This is a genomic window from Streptomyces sp. NPDC055955, from assembly GCF_042270245.1.
Lineage (GTDB): Bacteria > Actinomycetota > Actinomycetes > Streptomycetales > Streptomycetaceae > Streptomyces.
On record NZ_JBHJYS010000004.1, the window covers coordinates 93,045 to 113,527 of the forward strand.

The following is a 20,483-nucleotide window of genomic DNA, read 5'->3' on the forward strand; positions in this document are numbered from 1 at the left end:
CCATGCCTCGCAAGCAGATCCACCTCGCGGCCCACTTCCCGGGCGTCAACAACACCACCGTATGGAGCGACCCGAAGGCCGGCAGCCACATCGAGTTCAGTTCCTTCGCGCACTTCGCGCAGACCGCCGAGCGGGCCAAGTTCGACTTCCTGTTCCTGGCCGAGGGCCTGCGCCTGCGCGAACAGGGCGGTGAAATATACGACTTGGACGTCGTGGGGCGGCCCGACACCTTCACGATCCTCACCGCGCTCGCCGCGGTCACCGAACGCCTCGGGCTGACCGGCACCATCAACTCCACCTTCAACGAGCCCTACGAGGTCGCCCGCCAGTTCGCCAGCCTCGACCACCTCTCGGACGGGCGTGCCGCGTGGAACGTCGTCACCTCCTGGGACGCGTTCACCGGCGAGAACTTCCGGCGCGGCGGGTTCTTGCCGCAGGACGAGCGGTACTCGCGCGCCAAGGAGTTCCTCACCACCGCGAACGAGCTGTTCGACTCCTGGCACGGGGACGAGATCGTCGCCGACCGGGCGAGCGGCACCTTCCTGCGCGACGCCCGGGCCGGCGCCTTCGTCCACCAGGGACAGCACTTCGACATCAGCGGACAGTTCAACGTCCCCCGCAGCCCGCAGGGCCGCCCGGTGATCTTCCAGGCCGGTGACTCCGAGGAGGGGCGCGAGTTCGCCGCGTCGAGCGCCGACGCGATCTTCAGCCGGTACAGCACCCTCAAGGAAGGGCAGGCGTTCTACACGGACGTCAAGGGCCGCCTCGCCCGCCACGGCCGTACGCCCGACCAGCTCCTGATCCTGCCCGCCGCGACGTTCGTCCTCGGTGAGAGCGACGCCGAGGCGGCGGAACTGGCCCGCGAGGTGCGCCGCCAGCAGGTCAGCGGCGCCACCGCGATCAAGCACCTGGAGTTCGTCTGGAACCGTGACCTGTCCGGCTACGACCCGGACGGCCCGCTCCCCGACATCGACCCCGACCCCGGCGAGCACACCATCGCACGCGGCCGAGCCCAGGTCCGCATGTACCGCGACCCACTGGCCACGGCCCGTGAGTGGCGGGAGCGCGCGGCAGCCAACAAGTGGTCGATCCGCGATCTCGTCATCGAGACCGGCAACCGCCAGTCCTTCGTCGGCTCCCCCGCCACCGTCGCCGAGACCATTGACGCCTTCGTGCAGGCGGACGCGGCCGACGGCTTCATCCTCGTCCCGCACATCACGCCCGGCGGCCTCGACGACTTCGCCGACACCGTCGTCCCCCTGCTCCAGGAACGCGGGGTGTACCGCACGGAGTACGAGGGCAGCACCCTGCGCGACCACTTGGGCCTGACGGAGCCGGGCGCAGTGGAGGCCGGGGCCGGGCGAGTGGCGTCGTAACGACCCGTCCACCACGCGATGCGCACCCGCGCCGGAGACGGCGGTGGGCTTTCCGCCGCCGTCTCCGGCACCGCCCGATACCCTGCACCGAGTGATCAACTCATCTGAGAGTTCTGACGATTCCGCGGTCGCGACAGCCGCGGCCAGTGCCGGTGCCGACGTGGTGCGCAGCCTGTACGGGCGACGCCTCACCCGCATCGATAAGGGCGCGGGGGACTTTGCCACCGCCGCCGACGTGGAGGCCGAGAAGGCCATGGTCGACGTCATCCGCGCCGCCCGCCCCGACGACGCGGTGGTCGGTGAGGAGGGCGGGCAACAGGGTACGGCCGGTGCCGCGCGCCAATGGCTGGTGGACCCGCTGTGCGGCACGCTGAACTACGCCGCCGGCAGCATGCTCGTGGCCGTCAACGTGGCGCTGCGCGACGGGGCGGCGGCGGTGGCCGACCCGTTCAGCGGCGAGGTGTTCTTCACGGACGGGACGAGCGCGTGGGTGCGGCGCGACGGGGTGGACGAGCCGCTGGCCCCGACCTCCGCCACCTCGCTCGTGGACGTCAACCTCGACCCGCCGTTCATCAACCGGCCCGGCTTCCGGGCCGTCGACCTGCTGGCCCACCCCGCGTTCGTCGAGCGGTTCCGGCCGCGAGTCGTGTCGACGACGCTGGCGCTGACCTGGGTCGCGGCAGGCAGGCGCGCCGCGTACGTCACGGACGGCGCCGACCTCAGCGGCAGTGTGCACTTCGCCGCCGGCATCGCCCTGTGCCGGGCCGCGGGCTGCGTCGTCACCGGGATCGACGGCGCCCCGACCGGGGCTGGGGGGCGGGGACTTGTGGCGGCCGCCGACGCCGAGACCCATGGGCAGTTGATGTCGATGATCCGTAGCTGAGACAAGCCGCCGCCCCGATGACCACGGTCACCGGGGCGGCGGCTTTTGGCGGGGAAGCGTCCCGGACGGGGCCGGTCCGCGGGGGATCAGCAGCGTGGGATCAGCCGCGTACGGGCTCCAGTTCCCGCTCCTCCTCGTCGTTGTCCCCGTCCTTGTCCGCGTGCTCGTCCTCGGCTGCAGGTGACGACGACGGCGTGAGCGACTTGTGCAGTTTCTCGCCCTCGACGTCCATGTCGGGCAGGAGCTTGTCGAGCCAACGCGGCAGCCACCAGGCCGCCGTGCCGAGCAGGGCGAGGACCGCCGGGACGATGGCCATGCGGACGACGAAGGCGTCGAAGAACACCGCGATGGCGAGCCCGAAGCCCATCATCTTGATCATGTCGTCGTTCTCCATGATGAAGCCGGAGAAGACACTGATCATGATGACCGCGGCCGCGCCGACGACCCGTCCGCCGTGCTTGAAGCCGGTGACGACCGCCTCGGCGGGGCGGGCCCCATGGACGTACGCCTCGCGCATCCGCGTCACGAGGAACACCTCGTAGTCCATCGCCAGGCCGAACACCACGCCGATCATGAAGATCGGCATCATCGACATGATGGGGCCCGGCTGGTCGACGCCGACGATGTCCGCGAGCCAGCCCCACTGGAACACGGCGACGACGGCGCCGAGGGCCGCGGCGACCGACAGCAGGAAGCCCAGGGCCGCCTTCAGCGGGACGAGAACCGAGCGGAAGACCAGCATCAGCAGCAGGAACGCGAGCCCGACGACGAGACCCAGGTAGGGCAGGAGAGCATCGTCGAGAGTCTGCGAGAAGTCGATGGTCATCGCCGTCTGCCCGGTGACCAGGACGTCGGACTTGGTGTCCGCCTCCAGGCCGCTCGCCTTGGCGCGGATCGTCTTGACGAGTTCTTCGGTCTTGTGGTCACTCGGTCCTGTGGTCGGGACGACCGTGATGATCGCCGTGTCACCGGCCGGGTTCACCGAGGCGGGCGTGACCGCCGCGACCCCGTCGACCTTGGCGAGGGACGTGCCCACCGTCTTGGCGGCGGCAGCGGCGCCCTTCGTTCCGCCCGTGTCGACGGTGACCATCAGCGGACCGTTGAAGCCCGCTCCGAACGACTCGGACAGCAGGTCGTACGCCTTGCGCTGCGTGGTGTCCGGCGCCGATGTCCCCTCGTCGGGCAGCCCGAGTTCCAGGCTCGTGGCCGGGACGGCGACCGCGCCCAGACCGAGTACACCGATCAGCAGCACGGTGACGGGGCGGCGCAGCACGAGGCGCGCCCAGCGGGTGCCGAGGTTGGCCTTGGCGTTCTCGGCCTTCGTGGTGCTGTGCGCGGCGCCCGGCTTCGTGCGGCCCCTGTCCTTCGTGGCCCCGCTGTCCTTGCTGTCCGCGCTCTTGAGGTTCTTGCGGTCCTTGCGACGCAGGGCGCGCCTGCCCGCGAAGCCGAGCAGCGCGGGGATCATGGTGAGCGCGATGAGTACGGCGATGGCCACGGTGGCCGCGGCCGCGAGCCCCATCTTGGTCAGCATGGGGATGTTGACGACCGACAGACCCGCCAGAGCCACGATCACGGTCAGTCCGGCGAAGACCACCGCGGAGCCAGCGGTTCCGGTGGCCCGGCCCGCCGCTTCCTCCGGTTCTCGTCCCTCGGCGATCTCGGCGCGGTAGCGGGAGACGATGAAGAGGGCGTAGTCGATCCCGACGGCGAGCCCGATCATCATCGCCAGCGTCGAGGTCGTACCCGAGAGGTTGAGGACGCTGCCCAGGGCAGCGATGCCGGAGACACCGATGCCTACGCCGATGATGGCGGTCAGCAGCGGAAGTCCGGCGGCGATCAGCGAGCCGAAGGTGATGACGAGGACGACCGCGGAGACGGCGATGCCGATGAGCTCGGCGGATCCGCCCATCTCCTGCTCGGCCTGGACGGCGTCACCGCCCGTCTCGACCGTGAAGCCCTCGGCGCGGGTCTTGTCGGTGGCGTCCGTCAGCGCGTCATGCGTCTTGTCCGTCAGCTCCGTCGAGATCACCTTGTAGGTGACGGACGCGTACGCGGTGGTGCCGTCCTTGCTGACGGCGTTCGCCTTGAACGGATCGGCCACGCCGGCGACCTGCGGCCCCTTGCCGAGCACCGCGACGAGCTGGCTGACCTCCGCCTTCGCGGCGGGGTCGGTTATCTTCTCGCCCTCCGGCGCGCGGATGACGACCCGGGCCGTCGCGCCCTCCGCGCTGGCGGCGGGGAAGCGCTCGTCGAGCAGGTCGAAGGCCTTCTGGGAGTCCGTGCCCGGCATGGAGAACGAGTCGGCGGGCGGCGCGGGCGCGGCCGAGGACGCGTATCCGATGCCGCCCAGGAGCAGCACCCACAGAAGTGCCACATAGCGGCGCCGCCTGAAGGAGAGGCGCCCTAGTTTGTACAGGAAGGTAGCCACGGCGAAAGAGACTCCCGTCGGGTGGAGGCGGAGGCAGGCGCGACCGCCCGGCGGTGCCCGCGGCACGTCAGGGAAGTCAGCAGGATTTCTCCCTCTATCGTCGCCGCATTCCGGAGCCCGGATGTCAGACTCCGGGCCGGACTCCGGCCCACGCCTGCGGTAGTCGGACGCGGCGGCCGGTCATCCCCCGGTATGACCGCCGGACCCCTTTTGTAGAGCGATGGGTGCAGAAGGGGGGTGGAGGCGGAGACCTGGGGATGAGTCCGCCTCCGGCACCGGGCTCGTGGCCGACCTCAGTGTCTGCGCAGTTCAGGTGAACTGTGATGTCAGGCGCAGTCGAGCGGAAGGATCATGTCCAGTGACGGTGTGCCGTCCGGGCCCGTGAAGGGGCCGACGAGCTGGAAGCCGTTCTTCTCGTAGAAGCGCAGCGCCCGCGGGTTGTCGGCGAGGACGCCGCCCCACAGGATGACCCGCGTCCTGCCGAGCCGCCGTACGGCCTCCATGACGAGCGGCAGGACGAGCGAGCCCACCCCACTGCCCTGATACGCGTCGGACAGGGTGGGGCCGAACCGGCAGTCGGTCTGCTCGGAGAGGTGGATCCCGGCGGCCCGGTAGCGCGCGATGTCGCCGGCGGTGAGCGCGAGGCTGAGCTCGAAAAGGCCGACGACGCGCGCGGACCGCTCGTCCTCCAGCACCAGCCGCAGTTTGTCGTAGCGCGCGATCGCGTCACACAGTTCCCGGGCCGCCGCGAGGTCGTATCCGTCGAAGGTGCTCAGCCGTCTCGACTCCGGGGAGAGTCCCTCAAGGAAGCCGGCCAGTCTCTCCGCGTCGGCGTGCACGAGAGGGCGCAGTACGGCCGTCGAACCGTCGGGCAAGCGCAGGCGGCTGGTCAGGACCCGTGGGTCATCGGCGATGTCGGTGAGGGTGAGCACTGAGGCATTGTGCTCCCGAGGGGGAGAGTTCGCGCCCAGGATGCTTCTCTCCCAGGACGAAAGTCTCCTCTTTGTGGGCGCGCGCAGGAGTGCCCATCTCGTCTTGGCCATTCCCCGGCGCGGCGGGTGCTCGCGCAACCGGAGGCCATGCGGCAGTTCGTGACTGTGACCTCGGCACGCTCAGATGGACTTTGGTCCATGTCGTCGACGACCGCACCTGAGGCACGTCGGCCGGTACGACGGAGTGCCCGAGCCCGCCACGTACGCGGCAGGCTCGGGCACGCCCCCTCGCCGGTGATCACACCGGCCTCTCCCAGGTCAGGAACTCGTCAGGAACTCGTGAGGACGACGAGTTGCTGCGTCGCCCTGGTCATCGCCACATAGCGGTCGACCGCTCCCTCGATACCGTCGCCGAATTCCTCCGGGTCGACGAGGACGACCAGGTCGAACTCGAGGCCTTTCGACAGTTCCGGGGTCAGGGACCGCACGCGTGACGTCGCCCGGAACGTGGAGTCGCCGATGACGCAGGCGATCCCGTCGTCGTGTGCGGCGAGCCACGCATCGAGGATCGAGTCCAGGTCCGTGACCGGTCCGTGGACGACGGGGATGCCGCTGCTGCGGATGGACGTCGGCACGTTGGCGTCGGGGAGCTCGGCCCGGATGACCGGCTCGGCCTCCGTCATGACCTCTTCCGGAGTGCGGTAGTTGATGCTCAGGGACGCCAGTTTGATCCGGTCGAGGCCGACCCGCTCCAGGCGTTCCTCCCACGACTGTGTGAACCCGTGCCTCGCCTGGGCGCGATCACCGACGATGGTGAAGCTCCGGGACGGGCAGCGAAGGAGCAGCATCTGCCACTCAGCGTCGGTCAGTTCCTGCGCCTCGTCCACGACGATGTGCGCGAACGGTCCCGCGAGCCGGTCAGGGGCGACGGTGGGCAGCGCGCTCTCGTCGATCAGGCTGTCCTGGAGGTCCTTCCCGCGCAGCATCCGCACCGCGCCCTCACTGTCGTCGCCGGCCGAGTTGAAGTCTGCGGCCGAGATGATGTCGTCGATGACGAGGGCCATGCGCTCGCGCTCGGCGGCGACCGCGGCATCGTGCTGCCGCTTGCGCCGCGCGGCCTGCGGGTCACCGAGCCGCTGGCGAGCCGCGTCGAGGAGCGGCAGGTCGGACACCGTCCACGCCTGGGGCGCGTCCTTGCGCTGCAGCTTGGCCACGTCGTCGCGGTCGAGCCAGGGGGCACACATGCGCAGGTAGGCGGGGACCGTCCACAGGTCCGAGACCAGGTCGGCGGCCTCGAGCAGGGGCCACGCGCTGTTGAGCGCCGCGACCAGATCCCGGTCCTGCCGCAGCGACCGCAGGAACAGATCGGGCGAGACGCCGTCCTCGTCCTCGTCCATGCCCTGCTTGTCCATGAGGATCGAGGCCAGTTCCTCCCAGACCTGCTCGCGTGCCTCGTTGTGCGGAGCGCCCGGCCCCGGCGCCTTGAAGGCCTCGGCCCAGTCGTCGGCGCTCACCCAGATGTCGGACCAGGCCGTCGTGGCGGTCATGCCCTTGGTGGGCGGCTCCTCGTAGAACCTGACGGCCTTCTCGATCGCTCGCACCATGTCCGCGGAGGACTTCAGGCGGGCCACGTCCGGGTCGGTCTCGACGGTCGCCGCGGCACCTTCGGTGACGAGGTCCTGCAGGATGCAGGTCTGGACGCCGTCCTCTCCGAGGCTGGGCAGGACATCGGCCACGTAGTCCAGGTACGGCCGGTGCGGGCCGACGAACAGCACACCGCCCCGGCGGTGGCTGAGGCGCGGGTCGGAGTAGAGGAGGTACGCGGAGCGGTGCAGGGCGACGACGGTCTTGCCCGTGCCGGGGCCGCCGTCGACGACCAGGGAGCCGCGCGAACCGGCGCGGATGATGGCGTCCTGGTCGGCCTGGATGGTGCCGAGGACGTCGCGCATACGGGCCGACCGGTTGCTGCCCAGGCTGGCGATGAATGCGGACTGGTCGTCGAGCGCGGCGCGTTGCTCCAGGCCGTCGGCGGTGAACACCTCGTCCCAGTAGTCGCTGATCCGGCCGCCGGTCCAGCGGTAGCGGCGGCGGCTCGCCAGGCCCATCGGGTTGGCGTGGGTCGCCCCGAAGAACGGCTCGGCGGCGGGGGAGCGCCAGTCGACGAGCAGCCGTCGCCCCTCGCTGTCGGTGAGGCCGAGTCGCCCGATGTACAGGGGCTCGGTGCCGTCCGCGCCGACGACACGGCCCAGGCACAGATCCAGGCCGAAGCGGCGCAGGGCGCGCAGGCGGCCTGTCAGCCGGTGGATCTCCGAGTCCCGGTCCATCGCCTCGCGTCCGATGCCGCCGGGAGCCCTGCGCAGGGCGTCGAGACGGTCGGAGAGTTCGGTGATCGTCTGGTCGAGGCTGCTCGCGATGGCCGCGAAGTGCGCCTCGTCGCCGGCGATCAGATTCGCGTCAGCCTTGGAGGAGAGACGCTCGGGCAGGTCGAACGCACTGGTGGTCGTGGAGGTCACTGTCATCAGCTCCGATCCGAGGTCACGTCTGCGAAGTCCGACGGTGCGCACACGCGCACCCCGGCACCGAGCGTCCACACCGGCGACGCGAGTCCCACCACCGGCTCGACGCCGCCACGCGACCCGCCAACCGACAACAACACATGCACTTCGTTGATCTCCCATTTCCGCAGGTTCGGGCCTCGGCCAGCGATTGTGAGGGATGGTGGGGGCCTTGCCGCAAGCCCCCCAGTGCGCTATAAGTTAAGAGTGGCAAGGAGTGGGAAGACCTCCTTGCCTTTCTTGTTTCTGTGCCTTCCTTGTCTCCACGGACGGGCACATCCCTCAAACGGTGGCGAAGCGCCACGCAATGCTCCCGCGGCATCGGCCGAAGCGTGCCGTGGGTGCTCGCGTACGACACATGGGCGTGCCCGCCCTTGATGACGTGGCGCAGATGTTCCCGAGGCTTCGTCAGGACCGAGATGTCCTCCAGCGGGTTGCCGTCGAGGACGAGCAGGTCGGCGTGTGCGCCGACGGCGAGTGTGCCGATCCGGCCCTCCTCGCGCAAGAAGCGCGTGGTGGTCGTGGTGGCGGAGCGGATCAGGTCGGCGGCCGACTGCACTTAAGGGCGCAGGGTGAACCGATCGTGAAGGCGGCCAGCAGGCGGTGCAGCCCAGGAGCGCAGGCGGGCTGCCGGACAGGGCCCATGCTCAGGGCGGGGCCACGAACGCGACCGTCTGCGTATGGCGCCTGCCACCGGCGGGTTTCTTGCGTCGAAGATTGCCGGACACAGGCAGTGCGGCAGGACTCACCGTGCAGGCATGCTGGTGCCCTTCGGCAGAGACGGGGGCGTCAGTGGAAGCAAGCACAACCCGCAGCGTGGCGCGTGCGCGCGTGGGATCGGGACTGGCGGTGGCTGTCCTTCTGCTGCCCCTCGCCGGCTACGGGCTCGCCCGTACCGGGGCAGTCCCCGAAGGGGCACCGATCGTGCTCGCCCTGCTGTGCGGGATCATCGGCCCCGTCCTCCTGACCGAACTGGGCGAGGAACGAGCCCCGTTCCGGCACTCGTCGTCGCACCTGACCGCGCGCACGCTGACCGGCGAACGCTCCGTCGACCTGAACCGGATCGCCACCGTCCGCCTGCTCACGACCTTTTCGTACAGCGGCCCGCACCGCACCCTGGTGGTGTGCGACGTCCATGGTGTGCGCCTGGGCATCACGACGAAGAGATCCCGCGGGAAGCTGCGCCGAGCGATCGAGAAGGCTGACGCGAACGCCGCGCGAGGACTCCCCCGCCCCCGGGTGAGCCGTGCGGCGCGGACATACCTGGGCCTCGCCCCGGGACGCGGGCTCGTCGTCCACACAGCTCTCGCCTTTCTGCTTCTGACGACGTCCGCGACCCTGTACGTGGTTGTTGCGGTCCGGCTCGGCGGGCAATGAGAGCTGGGGAGCACCTACGTTCCCGACCGCAAGACGTGTTCGCCGACGCGACCGACTCGGCGGATTCTCCACGAATGCCGGCATGACGCTTGATCTGGCCGGATGGATGGATCCGCATCCTCAATGTCGACGGTGGACCTGGGCGCACCAACTTCTGTGCCGGGACGGCGAGTTGCGGGGCAACGTGCGTGGGAGTCGTGAAGAGGTCGCGCACGATTCTCGGGATTCGGTCACGGGAACGGAAAACTCGGAGGGCTCACTCGGCGCTTCCGAACAGGTCGGGCGCCGCCCCATGCGATGGGAGACCGATCAACGATGTTCACTCTGGTACGGAGCAGGGCCCGTAGGGCCGTGCTCGCGCTCTCGGCCGTCGCGGCCCTGGCCTTCGGTACGACCACCATGACCAGCGCGACTGCGGCTCCCGCGCCCTTGAAGCAGGGGCCGACCTCGGTGGCGTACGTCGAGGTGAACAACAACAGCATGCTGAACGTCGGCAAGTACACCCTCGCCAACGGCGGAGGCAACGTCTTCGACGTCGCCGTGATCTTCGCGGCGAACATCAACTATGACACGGGTACGAAGGCGGCGTATCTGTCCTTCAACGAGAACGTGCAGCGCGTCCTCGACAACGCGGCCACGGAGATACGGCCGTTGCAGCAGAAGGGCATCAAGGTCGTCCTCTCGGTGCTCGGCAACCACCAGGGCGCGGGTTTCGCGAACTTCCCGTCCCAGCAAGCGGCTTCGGCGTTCGCGAAGCAACTGTCGGACACCGTGACCAAGTACGGCCTCGACGGCATCGACTTCGACGACGAGTACGCCGAGTACGGCAACAACGGCACCGGTCAGCCCAACGACAGCTCGTTCGTGTACCTGGTGACGGCGCTGCGCGCGAACATGCCGGACAAGATCATCAGTCTCTACAACATCGGCCCGGCCGCGACGCGCCTCTCCTACGGCGGTGTCGACGTCTCGTCCAAGTTCGACTACGCCTGGAACCCGTACTACGGCAGCTGGCAGGTCCCCGGCATCGCACTGCCCAAGTCGAAGCTGTCGCCGGCGGCCGTCGAGATCGGCCGGACTTCGCAGAGCACGGCAGCCGACCTCGCCCGCCGCACCGTCAGCGAGGGGTATGGCGTCTACCTGACGTACAACCTCGACGGCGCCGACCGCACCGCCGACGTCTCCGCGTTCACCAGGGAGCTGTACGGCAGTGACGCTGTCTACACGCCGTAGGGCCAGCGCACGCCTCGGCATGTGGTGCCCCTTCGGGGCTTGCCGCATCGCGTAGGGCAGCGACCTGTGGAGCCGTGCTTCGACAACGATGTCGAGGCACGGTGGCGCGTCACGGCAACGTCGATGTCGCCCGCACTTTCCGGTCCATAAGGCTCAGGCCGACGGCCGGATCGCGTCGGTCTGCTCAGTGCGCAGGGACTGATGCCGGGCCCATCCCGCGGGCGGTCACAGCTCCGGCAACTCGTTCCCGCGGCCACGGCCACGGGAACGAGCCTGCACGCGCCCTGCGCGCGTTCATTGGGCGGCGGTGACCTGGTCGGCTTCCTTCGGGTGTTCGGCACGGGAGGAGGTGACTACCTCTGAGCTTCGGGTGCCCCGGTCCATGAGGCCTCCCGTGAAGGCGAGGCCCAGGCCGGCCACGGCGAGAGCGGCCCCGACCAGGTTGGGTGAGGTCCAGCCCCAGCCCGCCGAGATGGCCAGGCCGCCGAGCCAGGCACCGCCCGCGTTGGCGAGGTTGAAGGCGGAGTGGTTGGAGGCGGCCGCCATCGTGGGAGCGTTCTGCGCCTTGGCCATGAGCAGCATCTGGACGGGCGTGGTGATGAGGGAACCCATCGCGCCGATGAAGGCGATCGTCACCAGCGCGGGCACCGTGCTGTGGACGGTGAAGTAGAACGTCACCAGCGCCGCGGCGAGCAGAGCGAGTCCCGCGTACAGCGTCGGCCTGAGGGCGCGGTCGGTGAGCGGGCCCGCGATCACCGTGCCGAGCGTCATGCCGACGCCGTAGAGCGCGAGGACCAGCGTGGTGGAGGAGTCGGAGATGCCCGTGACGTTCGTCAGCATGGGCACCAGGTAGCTGTAGACGGCGAAGAACCCGCCGAACCCGACGACGGCCGTGGCCAGGCCGATCGCGACCTGCTTGTTGCCCATCGCCCGCAGCTCGTGCCGGATGCCGGACTGCCGGCCGCGTGGCTGGTGGGGAACGAAGAGGGCCAGCGAGGCAAGGGCGAGGATGCCGATGACGGCGACCGCCCAGTAGGCGGACCGCCAGCCGAGGTGCTGCCCGAGGGCTGTACTCGCCGGCACGCCGACGATGTTCGCGATGGTGAGTCCGAGGAACATCTTCGAGACGGCACGTGCGGCACGTTCGGGGGCGACCAGCCGGGAAGCGACGACGGCGCCCACGCCGAACAGCGCTCCGTGGGGCAGTCCTGCCAGAAAGCGCGCGGCGAAGAGCAGTCCGAAGTTGGGAGCGAGCGCGGAGGCGATGTTGCCGACCACGAACAGCCCGGACAGGAGCAGCAGCAGCCGCTTGTGGGGAACGCGCGCGCCGATGCCCGTCAGTACGGGGGCGCCGACGACGACACCGAGCGCGTAGGCCGATACTAGGTTGCCGGCGTGCGGTACGGATACGTCGATGCCGTCAGCGATCTGGGGCAGGAGCCCCATCGTGGCGAACTCGGTCGTGCCGATGCCGAACGCGACAACAGCAAGGGCCAGGAGGGCCAGCGGCATGGTGCGGGAGACCTTTCGAAGACTGGGGACAGTGGTCCATGAGCGGATGGGCGTGAGGGGACCGGGAAGGTCTCCGACCCGGTGGTCTGTCGCGCTGGGCACCATGGCCCAGCGCCACCGTGGAGCAGGGGTGGACAGGGATGGGCAGGGGTAAGCCCACAAGGCTCAGCAGTGCGGGGGACTCGCGCATTCCAAGATCGACCAGAATGTGTCGGTGACCTCCGTCACCCGTTATCGCCCGTCCTGTCATGCCCTGGTGCTGCCGGCGCCCTGCGGCCGGCTCTTCCTTCCGCGAGGGGGCGCGTGTGCAGGGGACTGTCGTTTGCGGTCGGGTCGACGGTCGCCGATGGTCGAGGGTCCGCCCGAGATGTCGGGGGCCTGTTCCTGCGTACACCCGCGCAGTGTGGATGCGCTGACGGCGTCCGCGTCCGTGCCTGGCCGCGTCCGGCGGCAGCATGCCGCTCGCCGCGAGGCCGGCGCAACCGTGCGACGCAGCGAAGTCGGCGGGGCGACGAGTTCCGGCGGTCCCTCGCGCACCTCGGAAGAACGGATCCACCTGGGCGGATGCGGGCGCTCACCGTCGGTTCTGGGTCACAGTGTCGCGCGCTGGTCAGATACGTCTGGCCTCAGGGCCACGGCTCCGTATGCTTGCGCGTCTGCGAGCCTGCCACGTAGGAGCCGCAGGCCCTGGAGCTGAGTCGGTGGGCAGTGTTCGGCCAGACCGTCGGCGAGTGAGGTGGTGAACGGTATGTGTGCCGATCCGAGTTCGGCGTCAATGACGATCACATCAGGCGTCAGGACCGTGACCAGGCCGGCCAGTGCTCGGGCGGCCTTGTGTCCGATGTCCTGGTAGAACTCCATGGCCAGGGGGTCGCGAGCAGTGACCAGTTCGTTCGCTTCGACCGGGGTGAGCGGGCGTCCGTAGAGCGTGGCAAGGGCGCGATCCGTGTGCTTGCTCGTCAACAGTGTCGCCAGGCAGCCCCGGCCGCCGCACAGACATTCGCGCCCGTCTGCGCTGATCTGAACGTGCGCGATCTCGCCTGCGGTGCCGCCGGGACCGGTGAAGAGGCGGCCGCCGATGACGATGCCGCAGCCGAAGCCGTGACGCACGCTCAGGTGCACGCTGGAGTGGACGCCGGCGGCGGCACCGAAGACGGCCTCGCCCAGTCCGGCCAACTGGGCGTCGTTGACGAGGACGACCGGCTGACGGAGCGTTGCGCTCAGGCGTGCATGAGCCTCCTCCACCGTGCGGAAGTACCCGGCCAGACGCTCGTCTCGAACGGCAGAGGCGGGGATCGCAGGATGGCCGTCCCGGGACACGGGGAATGGTGCGGCGATGACCACCTGTCTGATCGGCGAGCTGTGTTTGCTGTCGGCTTCCTCGAGAAGGTCAAGGACTGCGGCGGCCCAGCGGTCGGGCTGAGTGGCCGATATCGAGATCGGGGCAGGCGAGTACGGGCCCGCGGGGCTCACCAGCGTCAGATCGGAAGTTGACTCCCCGAACCGGATCAAGGCGACGGGGTCGGCGAATGCGCGGAGTTGATAGGCGATGGCGGGGCGGCCGGGCGTTCTGACCGGGGAGCCGGTGACGACTGAGAGAGTTCCCCGGTCGACCAGGGTGTTGAGCACGGAGGTGACGACGGTCCGCGACAGGCCGGTGCGCTGGGCGACCTCTGCACGGTTCAGGGTCGGGACCGTGTCGAAGCAACTCAGGACGGCAGTTTCCAGGAGGGCGGCTGAGCTGCGCGGTCCGCGCGTCACGGTCATGATGGTTCCTCTTGCGCAGGTGTCTGCATGCGTCTTCGCCGGGGGTGAGACGAGCAGCGTGGTCGGGCAGGCCCTCGTTCATGGCGGTGGACGCCGACCGAGGGCCCCTGTCTGAGGTGTCGGCGTCATGCGGGTGTGTCAACGTGCCCGGCGAAGCGTCCGTCCGCGTCCGGCAGTGTCTGTCGGCGCGACACTGCACGCCGCCTGGAGCTCGGTGTCTCGTTTCACCTCTGGGCCAGTTCGCCTGCCAGTACCGCCGCACCGACCAGTTCCGCGTTGTCCCCGAGCTGGGCGGGCAGGACTTTGAGGGACGCGGCGATCGCGGGTTGGGCGTCGCGCTTCACGGTCGCGTCGATACCTTCCAGAAGCGGGCCACCGGTTGCTCCCAGTTCGCCTCCGATGATGAGTGCGGCCGGGTTGAGGAGATTGCTCAGGACGGAGAGAACACCTCCGAGCATGCGGCCGGCGTCGTTGAGGATGCGCCGGGTCGTGGGGTCGTCGGGTTGCCCCTGGAGGGAGGCGTCGGACTGCAGGCTCGGATGAGTGTGGGCGACCTGGGCCATGATCGAGGAGACGGAGACGACAGCCTCCAGACAGCCTCGTCGGCCGCAGCGGCACAGCTCCGTGTACCCGGACAGCGGCGTGTGACCGATCTCCCCGGCGAAGCCGAGCGAACCTCTGTAGGGCTCGGAGTTCAGTACGATGCCCGCCCCGATGCCGTGGGAGACCTTCACGTACAGGAAGTCTGCGTAGCCTTTGCCTGCGCCGCGCCGCAGTTCACCGTAGGCACCCAGCACGGCGTCGTTCTCGACGTGGACCGGCAGGTCGAGTCGGCGTATCAGTTCCTGTCCGGGGTCGAGGCCGACCCAGCTGGAGAGGATCGTGGGTGAGCGCACCAGGCCGGATGCGGAGTCCAGCGGCCCGGGAATCCCTACGACCACGGTGGAACCGGCGTCGATTTCGTGGTCCTGGCGAAGTTCCCGCAACATGTCCGCGGCGGCGTCCATGGCTTCAGCCGCGTACAGGTCGACATTCAGATCGGCGCGTCGCTGGGCGACCATATGGCCGGAGCCGTCGACGACGGCGACCTTGACGTGTGTGTGTCCGAAGTCGATCGCCGTGGCGTTGCCGTGGCGGGGCACGCATCGCAGCACGCCGGCGGGGCGGCCGCTGCCGCTGCCCGGGCCTTTGACCGCTGGATCGTCCTCCGTCACGCGCCCCTCGGCGATGAGCCGCGCAACGGCATGGTTCACCGTGCTGCGAGACAGACCCGTGGTCTCGACGAGGTGAGCGCGCGTGATGCTGCCGCCCTGGAGGGCGCGGAAGATCTCTTCGCGGGTCCTGTTGCGTGGTGAGGAGCGATCGGAGGTCACGTCCATGCGCTGATGATAGGCACCTCCCTTCATTCAGCCAATGATGGGCGAATTTGTTTTGCGGAGTTAACGCAAAACCCGGGAATCGTAGCTGTTTTCAGTTATTGACGGGCCAAAAGCGGCTCCATAGCCTCCTCTTGCGTCCGGCTCTCAGCCGGACTTGGACAGAGAGGACGCTGTCGATGACCATCGCCCCGCGCTACCCCCGGAACAGACCCATGATCGTGGCCGCCGCAGCCTCGGTCGTGGCGTCGACCCTGATGTTCGGCGGACTGATACCCGCCCAGGCCGCGACGACCGACCCGCAGCCCACCGCCCTTGAGCAGGCCAACGCGGCCCTGTCCCGCAAGGCGGCCGAGCAGGGCATGGTCCTGCTGGAGAACCACGACCAGGCTCTCCCCATCGCCTCTTCGGGCAACATCGCCCTGTACGGAGTCGGCGCCTACCGGACCGTCAAGGGCGGCACCGGCTCCGGCAACGTGAACAACCGGTACACGATCACCGCTCGCCAGGGGCTGGAGAACGCCGGCTACAGCGTGACCACCAGCGACGCCTACTGGTCCGCCATGACCAGCGCCTACGACGCCAAGTACGGCACCCCCACCGGCGGCATCTTCGGCCCCACGATCGACTACGCCTCCGTGGAACAGCCGCTGACCACGGACACGGTGAAGCCGACCGCCAAGACCGGCACCGCCGTCTACGTCATCGCCCGCAACTCCGGTGAGGGATCGGACCGTTCCTCCGGCAAGGGCGACTACCTCCTCGGCGACACCGAACGGGCCAACCTCGAACTGCTGGGCCGCACCTACCAGCACGTGGTCGTGGTGATCAACTCCGGCGGCATCATCGACACCAGCTTCTACCAGCAGATCAACGCCGCCGAGAAGGACTCGTCCGGTGGACAGGCCCTGGACTCGATGCTGCTGATGAGCCAGGCCGGCCAGGAGAGCGGCAACGCCCTCGTCGACGTCCTCAACGGCACTACCACCCCCTCCGGGAAGCTCACCGACACCTGGGCATCCAGCTACTCCGACTACCCGGCCTCCGCGACCTTCGCGAACAATGACGGCAACTCCGCGACCGAGGAGTACAGCGAGGGCATCTACGTCGGATACCGCTACTTCGATTCCTTCTACCGCTCGATCAACGAGAACGACCCGGCTTCCGTCGTCAACTACCCCTTCGGCTACGGCGGTTCCTACACCGACTTCAGCATCCAGGCGCAGAAGGTGACCGCGAGCGCCAAGCAGGTGACGGTCACCGCCGAGGTCACCAACACCGGGCACCGTTACAGCGGCAAGGAGACCGTGCAGGTCTACGTCTCCGCCCCGCAGACCGGCGCGGACAAGGCCTACCAGCAGCTCGCCGGCTACGCGAAGACGGACGACCTGGCACCCGGCGCCTCGCAGACCGTGACGGTCACCTTCAACACCTCCTCACTGGCCTCCTACAGCGAATCCCGAGCCGCATGGGTCCTCGACGCCGGTGACTACCTCGTCCGCGTCGGCAACTCGTCCCGCAACACCCACGTCGCCGCCAAGCTCAACCTCGCCAAGCCCGTCGTGACCGAACAGGACCACAACGAGCTGAACGACCAGAAGCCCGCGAGCGAACTCACCAGCAAGCCCGCGGACTTCTACACCTACGCCGACGAGAAGAAGGAGATCGCCCACGCCCGGCGCATCAACCTGGACCCCCGGTCGTTCCACACCGAGAACCATGCCTCCGACAGCGAGCAGAACGTCACCGTCGACTCGACCTCGCCCTACTACGCCCTCGACGGGGACAAGATCTCCTCCACCACCGTCTATCTCGACCAGGACGAGAAGGACTGGGAGGGAACGGGTGCTCCCTACGCACCCAAGACCGGAGAGAAGGTCAAGCACGTCCGGACCAGCTCCGGCAGCACCCTCTACGACGTGGCCAAGGGCAAGACTTCGATCGAGCAGTTCGTCGCCGGACTCACGGTGAAGCAGCTCGCCGACATCGTGGAAGGCTCCAGCGTCGGAGGCACCACCCCGTCAGCCGTCGGAGCCGCCGGATACACCACCGGAGCCCACGAGGACCTCGGCATCCCGAGCATGACACTGTCCGACGGACCCGCGGGACTGCGCCTCACCCAGCAGATCGCCACAACCCCGCCCACCTACCAGTACGGCACCGCCTGGCCCATCGGCACCCTCCTGGCCCAGACCTGGGACCGTGACCTGGTCGACAAGGTCGGCACGGCCGTGGGCAAGGAGATGAACGAATACGGGGTCTCCCTCTGGCTGGCACCCGGAATGAACATCCACCGCGACCCCTTGAACGGCCGCAACTTCGAGTACTACTCCGAAGACCCCCTGATCTCCGGACTCACCGCCGCGGCCACCACCGAGGGCGTCCAGAGCAACCCGGGCGTGGGGGTGACCATCAAGCACTTCGCCGGGAACAACCAGGAGACCGCCCGCAACTCCGGCAACGACATGGTCGGCGAGCGAGCCCTGCGCGAGATCGAGCTCAAGGGCTTCGAGATCGCCGTCAAGGCCGCCCAGCCCATGTCCGTCATGAGCTCGTACAACAAGGTCAACGGCACCTACGCCTCCGGCAACTACGACCTGCTCACCGACGTGCTCCGCGGCGAATGGGGCTTCAAGGGCACCGTCATGACCGACTGGGGCGGAGCGCACGGCGCCACCAACACCATGTACTCCGGCAACGACCTCATAGAGCCCGGCGGCAAGCCCTCCGACATCGTCAACGCCACCGTCAAGGCCGCACCGACCATCGACGTCCACGGCCTGCCCGCCTACACCAAGACCGTCCGGAGCACCGGTTCCACCAGCTACACCTTCCAGCTCGGCGGACTCACCCTGGCAGCCGGCGGCAGCACCACCGTCTCCTCCACCGTCGACGGCACGACGGACCTGTCGAAGACCCCGCTGTCCGGTACCACGACGATCGATGCGATCAACAACCAGACCTACACGGCTCACCCGAAGTTCACCTCGGTCGACGACGCCTACCAGGCCGTGCAGGAACTGCTCGCCTCCTCCGCCCTGACCGCGACCCAGAAGGCAGCGGTCACGGTCTCGGACGTGAAGCACAGCACGGCAGGGGACTCGACCAGCCCCGTGACCTCCTACACCGTCACCCTGACCGGCAACTACCCCGCGGCCGACGCCTACACGATGCGGCTGGGCGACCTGCAGCGCAGCGCGATCCGCATCCTCACCACCGCGGCCAAGACCGCTTCGTTCCAGCAACTGGCCCAGGCCCAAAAGGTACGAGGCATCTCGGTGGGCCCCTACACCGACCAGTTCAAGAACCTCGACCCGGCGGTCACCTCCGTCAAGGGCCGAGTCCAGCAGCCCCACCACAAGCGCTGACCATGCGGGCGGCGGCCGATCACACAGAGGCCGCCGCCCCCGCGCTTGCCGGCGGACTGTTCGCGGGCGGCTCGTCCGACATGTTCGAGCGGTGCGTGCCGGAGGAAGCCGGGGAGGTACGGCGTCTGCCTGTCACATACGCACGTACTCCTCGGTGTCCTGAGCGAAGTCCCTCAGTGCCTGGTCGGTGAGTGTGGGACGGGTCTGGGCGATGGCCTGAAGGTAGTCCTGCGTGCCGATCGGGATGCCTTTCCCCTCGGCGACTTCGCGTTCGAAGGCGGTTTGGGCACCCTTGCGAGCGGCGAACTCGATATCGGCCGGCGTGAACATTTCGCTTGCCTCGACCAAGCGGTGCAGGTCGACATGGGCGGCGGCAGGCCCCAGGTAGCGTCGCCAGACCGCCGCACGGGCCTTTGGATCCGGTGGGCCGACGGGGATGACGTAGTCGAAACGGCCAGGGCGAAGGAACGCCGGGTCGAGAGAGCGGACGGAGTTCGTGGCACAGATCAGGAGCCGGTCGTCGTGATCGCGGAAGCCGGGGATCAGCTTGAGCAGTTCGTTGGTGACCCCGTGACTGGGGTCGACCGCCGTACCGGAGCGGACAGAGGCGATCTCCTCGACCTCGTCGATGAAGAGCACCACCGTCTCCAGCTCGGCCAGCTCGGTGAACGCCTCCCGCAGCGACGTCGCCAGTCCTCCCTCCTGGAATGACGCAAGCCGCGAGGGGAAGAGCTCCACGAAAGGCCACTCCAGCCGCGAGGCGACCGCTCGGGCGAAACTGGTCTTGCCGGTTCCCGGCGGCCCGAAGAGGATGACCGCCTTCGGCGGCCTCACTCCGTACTGCTCGGCCAGCACAGGCTGGGCCAGCGGCAGCACGATCCGCCGCTCGATGGCTTCCTTCTCCCGTTCCATTCCCGCGAGGCTGTTCCACAGACCCTCGGGAAGCATCCGTCCCCCCAGTTCCGCGAGGAGGCCGGCGTCGCTCGCGCCGAGGTGCTCGACCTTCTGGTAGAAGACGAGCCCGGACCGGGCGCGGTAGCCGGAATTCTCCAAGGCTGCGGTTCCCGTCGCGCCCGGCGCAATGAGCGCACCGATCCTGCGGACTCCCTGTGACCGCAGGCGCCGCTCAAGCTCGGCGATCAAAGAGCTCCCGATGCCGCGGTTGCGCCACGTCGCGGCCAGGGCCACCACGGTGATCCAGCCCCGCTCGCCGAAGGACTGCGCCACGGCTACGCCCACCAGCTCGTCGCCGACCACCGCCACCACGGCCGGCCCTCCGGCCCTGGCTGCGGTCACCACCTCGGACACAGGGAAAACGGCAGGTGCCTCGTCCGCCTGCTGGTTCTGGTCCCAGATCTGGATGGCGCGGTCCAGGTCGTCATCGTGGAAGTCCCGCAATCGCCACGTCGGCATCGCCACCACCTTCGCGAAGGGGCCACCGCCGCTCTGCAGGGCAGATGGCGTGGTGCTCCTGGCAACCGATCCTTTCTCCATTCTCCGCGTACGTGCCGCCCCTGCGCGCGTCGAACGATCCCTCGGCGGTCCGCCGTGCACGGTCTGCCGATTTCGTGCAGGCCAGGTAGGCCTGAGCCAGCCCCAGAGGCCACACGGGGCGAGGGCCCAACGGGCCGCCTCCTGTGCCAGGGGCGTCAGACGGCCTCGGCGGGACACCCGAG

General features: G+C 68.8%; 13 protein-coding genes. 5 read left to right on the top strand and 8 right to left on the bottom strand.

The window, feature by feature from the left end; genetic code table 11:
• Positions 1–2 precede the first annotated feature (2 nt).
• The gene (locus ACFC96_RS09090) at positions 3–1,376 is read left to right on the top strand and encodes an NtaA/DmoA family FMN-dependent monooxygenase (protein WP_376611089.1); all 1,374 of its coding nucleotides are present in this window, start codon (positions 3–5) and stop codon (positions 1,374–1,376) included.
• A 91-nt stretch (positions 1,377–1,467) separates the two neighbouring features.
• Positions 1,468–2,259, top strand: coding sequence for an inositol monophosphatase family protein (locus ACFC96_RS09095; protein WP_376611091.1), 792 nt, complete (start codon positions 1,468–1,470; stop codon positions 2,257–2,259).
• Positions 2,260–2,359: 100 nt separating this feature from the next.
• Here ACFC96_RS09095 and ACFC96_RS09100 read toward each other — a convergent pair whose 3' ends face one another.
• The 4 genes from ACFC96_RS09100 to ACFC96_RS09115 form a co-directional block, all read right to left on the bottom strand.
• On the bottom strand, positions 2,360–4,687 hold the full coding sequence (locus tag ACFC96_RS09100; protein ID WP_376611092.1) for an MMPL family transporter: 2,328 nt from the start codon (positions 4,685–4,687) through the stop codon (positions 2,360–2,362).
• A gap of 326 nt (positions 4,688–5,013) precedes the next feature.
• Complete coding sequence (locus ACFC96_RS09105; RefSeq protein ID WP_376611093.1) at positions 5,014–5,619, bottom strand: GNAT family N-acetyltransferase; 606 nt, start codon at positions 5,617–5,619, stop codon at positions 5,014–5,016.
• A 329-nt stretch (positions 5,620–5,948) separates the two neighbouring features.
• Positions 5,949–8,132 carry an RNA polymerase recycling motor ATPase HelR gene (gene helR, locus ACFC96_RS09110; RefSeq protein ID WP_376611560.1) on the bottom strand — a complete coding sequence of 728 codons (2,184 nt, stop codon included), beginning with the start codon at positions 8,130–8,132 and terminating at the stop codon, positions 5,949–5,951.
• Positions 8,133–8,154: 22 nt separating this feature from the next.
• Positions 8,155–8,733 (bottom strand): amidohydrolase family protein, encoded by a 579-nt coding sequence (locus ACFC96_RS09115; RefSeq protein ID WP_376611095.1) that lies wholly within the window; start codon positions 8,731–8,733, stop codon positions 8,155–8,157.
• Between the two features lie 290 nt (positions 8,734–9,023).
• Here ACFC96_RS09115 and ACFC96_RS09120 point away from each other — a divergent pair, with 290 nt between their 5' ends.
• Together ACFC96_RS09120 and ACFC96_RS09125 are read left to right on the top strand one after the other, a co-directional pair.
• The gene (locus ACFC96_RS09120) at positions 9,024–9,551 is read left to right on the top strand and encodes a hypothetical protein (protein WP_376611097.1); all 528 of its coding nucleotides are present in this window, start codon (positions 9,024–9,026) and stop codon (positions 9,549–9,551) included.
• 315 nt (positions 9,552–9,866) lie between these two features.
• Positions 9,867–10,784 carry an endo-beta-N-acetylglucosaminidase H gene (locus ACFC96_RS09125; RefSeq protein ID WP_376611098.1) on the top strand — a complete coding sequence of 306 codons (918 nt, stop codon included), beginning with the start codon at positions 9,867–9,869 and terminating at the stop codon, positions 10,782–10,784.
• Between the two features lie 294 nt (positions 10,785–11,078).
• Here the strand turns inward: ACFC96_RS09125 and ACFC96_RS09130 are convergent, their stop codons facing one another.
• From ACFC96_RS09130 to ACFC96_RS09140, 3 genes are all read right to left on the bottom strand, one after another.
• Positions 11,079–12,296 (bottom strand): MFS transporter, encoded by a 1,218-nt coding sequence (locus ACFC96_RS09130; protein ID WP_376611100.1) that lies wholly within the window; start codon positions 12,294–12,296, stop codon positions 11,079–11,081.
• A 591-nt stretch (positions 12,297–12,887) separates the two neighbouring features.
• Positions 12,888–14,063: an ROK family protein gene (locus tag ACFC96_RS09135; RefSeq protein ID WP_376611102.1), complete on the bottom strand. Its 1,176-nt coding sequence runs from the start codon at positions 14,061–14,063 to the stop codon at positions 12,888–12,890.
• A 224-nt stretch (positions 14,064–14,287) separates the two neighbouring features.
• Positions 14,288–15,442, bottom strand: a complete 1,155-nt coding sequence (locus ACFC96_RS09140; RefSeq protein WP_376225421.1) for an ROK family protein — start codon at positions 15,440–15,442, stop codon at positions 14,288–14,290.
• A gap of 176 nt (positions 15,443–15,618) precedes the next feature.
• Between ACFC96_RS09140 and ACFC96_RS09145 the strand changes: the two genes are divergently transcribed.
• Positions 15,619–18,807 (top strand): glycoside hydrolase family 3 N-terminal domain-containing protein, encoded by a 3,189-nt coding sequence (locus ACFC96_RS09145; RefSeq protein ID WP_376611104.1) that lies wholly within the window; start codon positions 15,619–15,621, stop codon positions 18,805–18,807.
• Positions 18,808–18,939: 132 nt separating this feature from the next.
• Here the strand turns inward: ACFC96_RS09145 and ACFC96_RS09150 are convergent, their stop codons facing one another.
• Positions 18,940–20,220, bottom strand: coding sequence for an ATP-binding protein (locus ACFC96_RS09150; RefSeq protein ID WP_376611562.1), 1,281 nt, complete (start codon positions 20,218–20,220; stop codon positions 18,940–18,942).
• Positions 20,221–20,483: the final 263 nt, after the last annotated feature.

Coding starts and splice junctions, on each gene's coding strand:
- ACFC96_RS09090 (WP_376611089.1), top strand. CDS start 3: ATGCCTCGCAAGCAGATCCACCTCGCGGCCCACTTCCCGGGCGTCAAC.
- ACFC96_RS09125 (WP_376611098.1), top strand. CDS start 9,867: ATGTTCACTCTGGTACGGAGCAGGGCCCGTAGGGCCGTGCTCGCGCTC.
- ACFC96_RS09130 (WP_376611100.1), bottom strand. CDS start 12,296: ATGCCGCTGGCCCTCCTGGCCCTTGCTGTTGTCGCGTTCGGCATCGGC.
- ACFC96_RS09135 (WP_376611102.1), bottom strand. CDS start 14,063: ATGACCGTGACGCGCGGACCGCGCAGCTCAGCCGCCCTCCTGGAAACT.
- ACFC96_RS09140 (WP_376225421.1), bottom strand. CDS start 15,442: ATGGACGTGACCTCCGATCGCTCCTCACCACGCAACAGGACCCGCGAA.
- ACFC96_RS09145 (WP_376611104.1), top strand. CDS start 15,619: ATGACCATCGCCCCGCGCTACCCCCGGAACAGACCCATGATCGTGGCC.
- ACFC96_RS09150 (WP_376611562.1), bottom strand. CDS start 20,220: ATGCCGACGTGGCGATTGCGGGACTTCCACGATGACGACCTGGACCGC.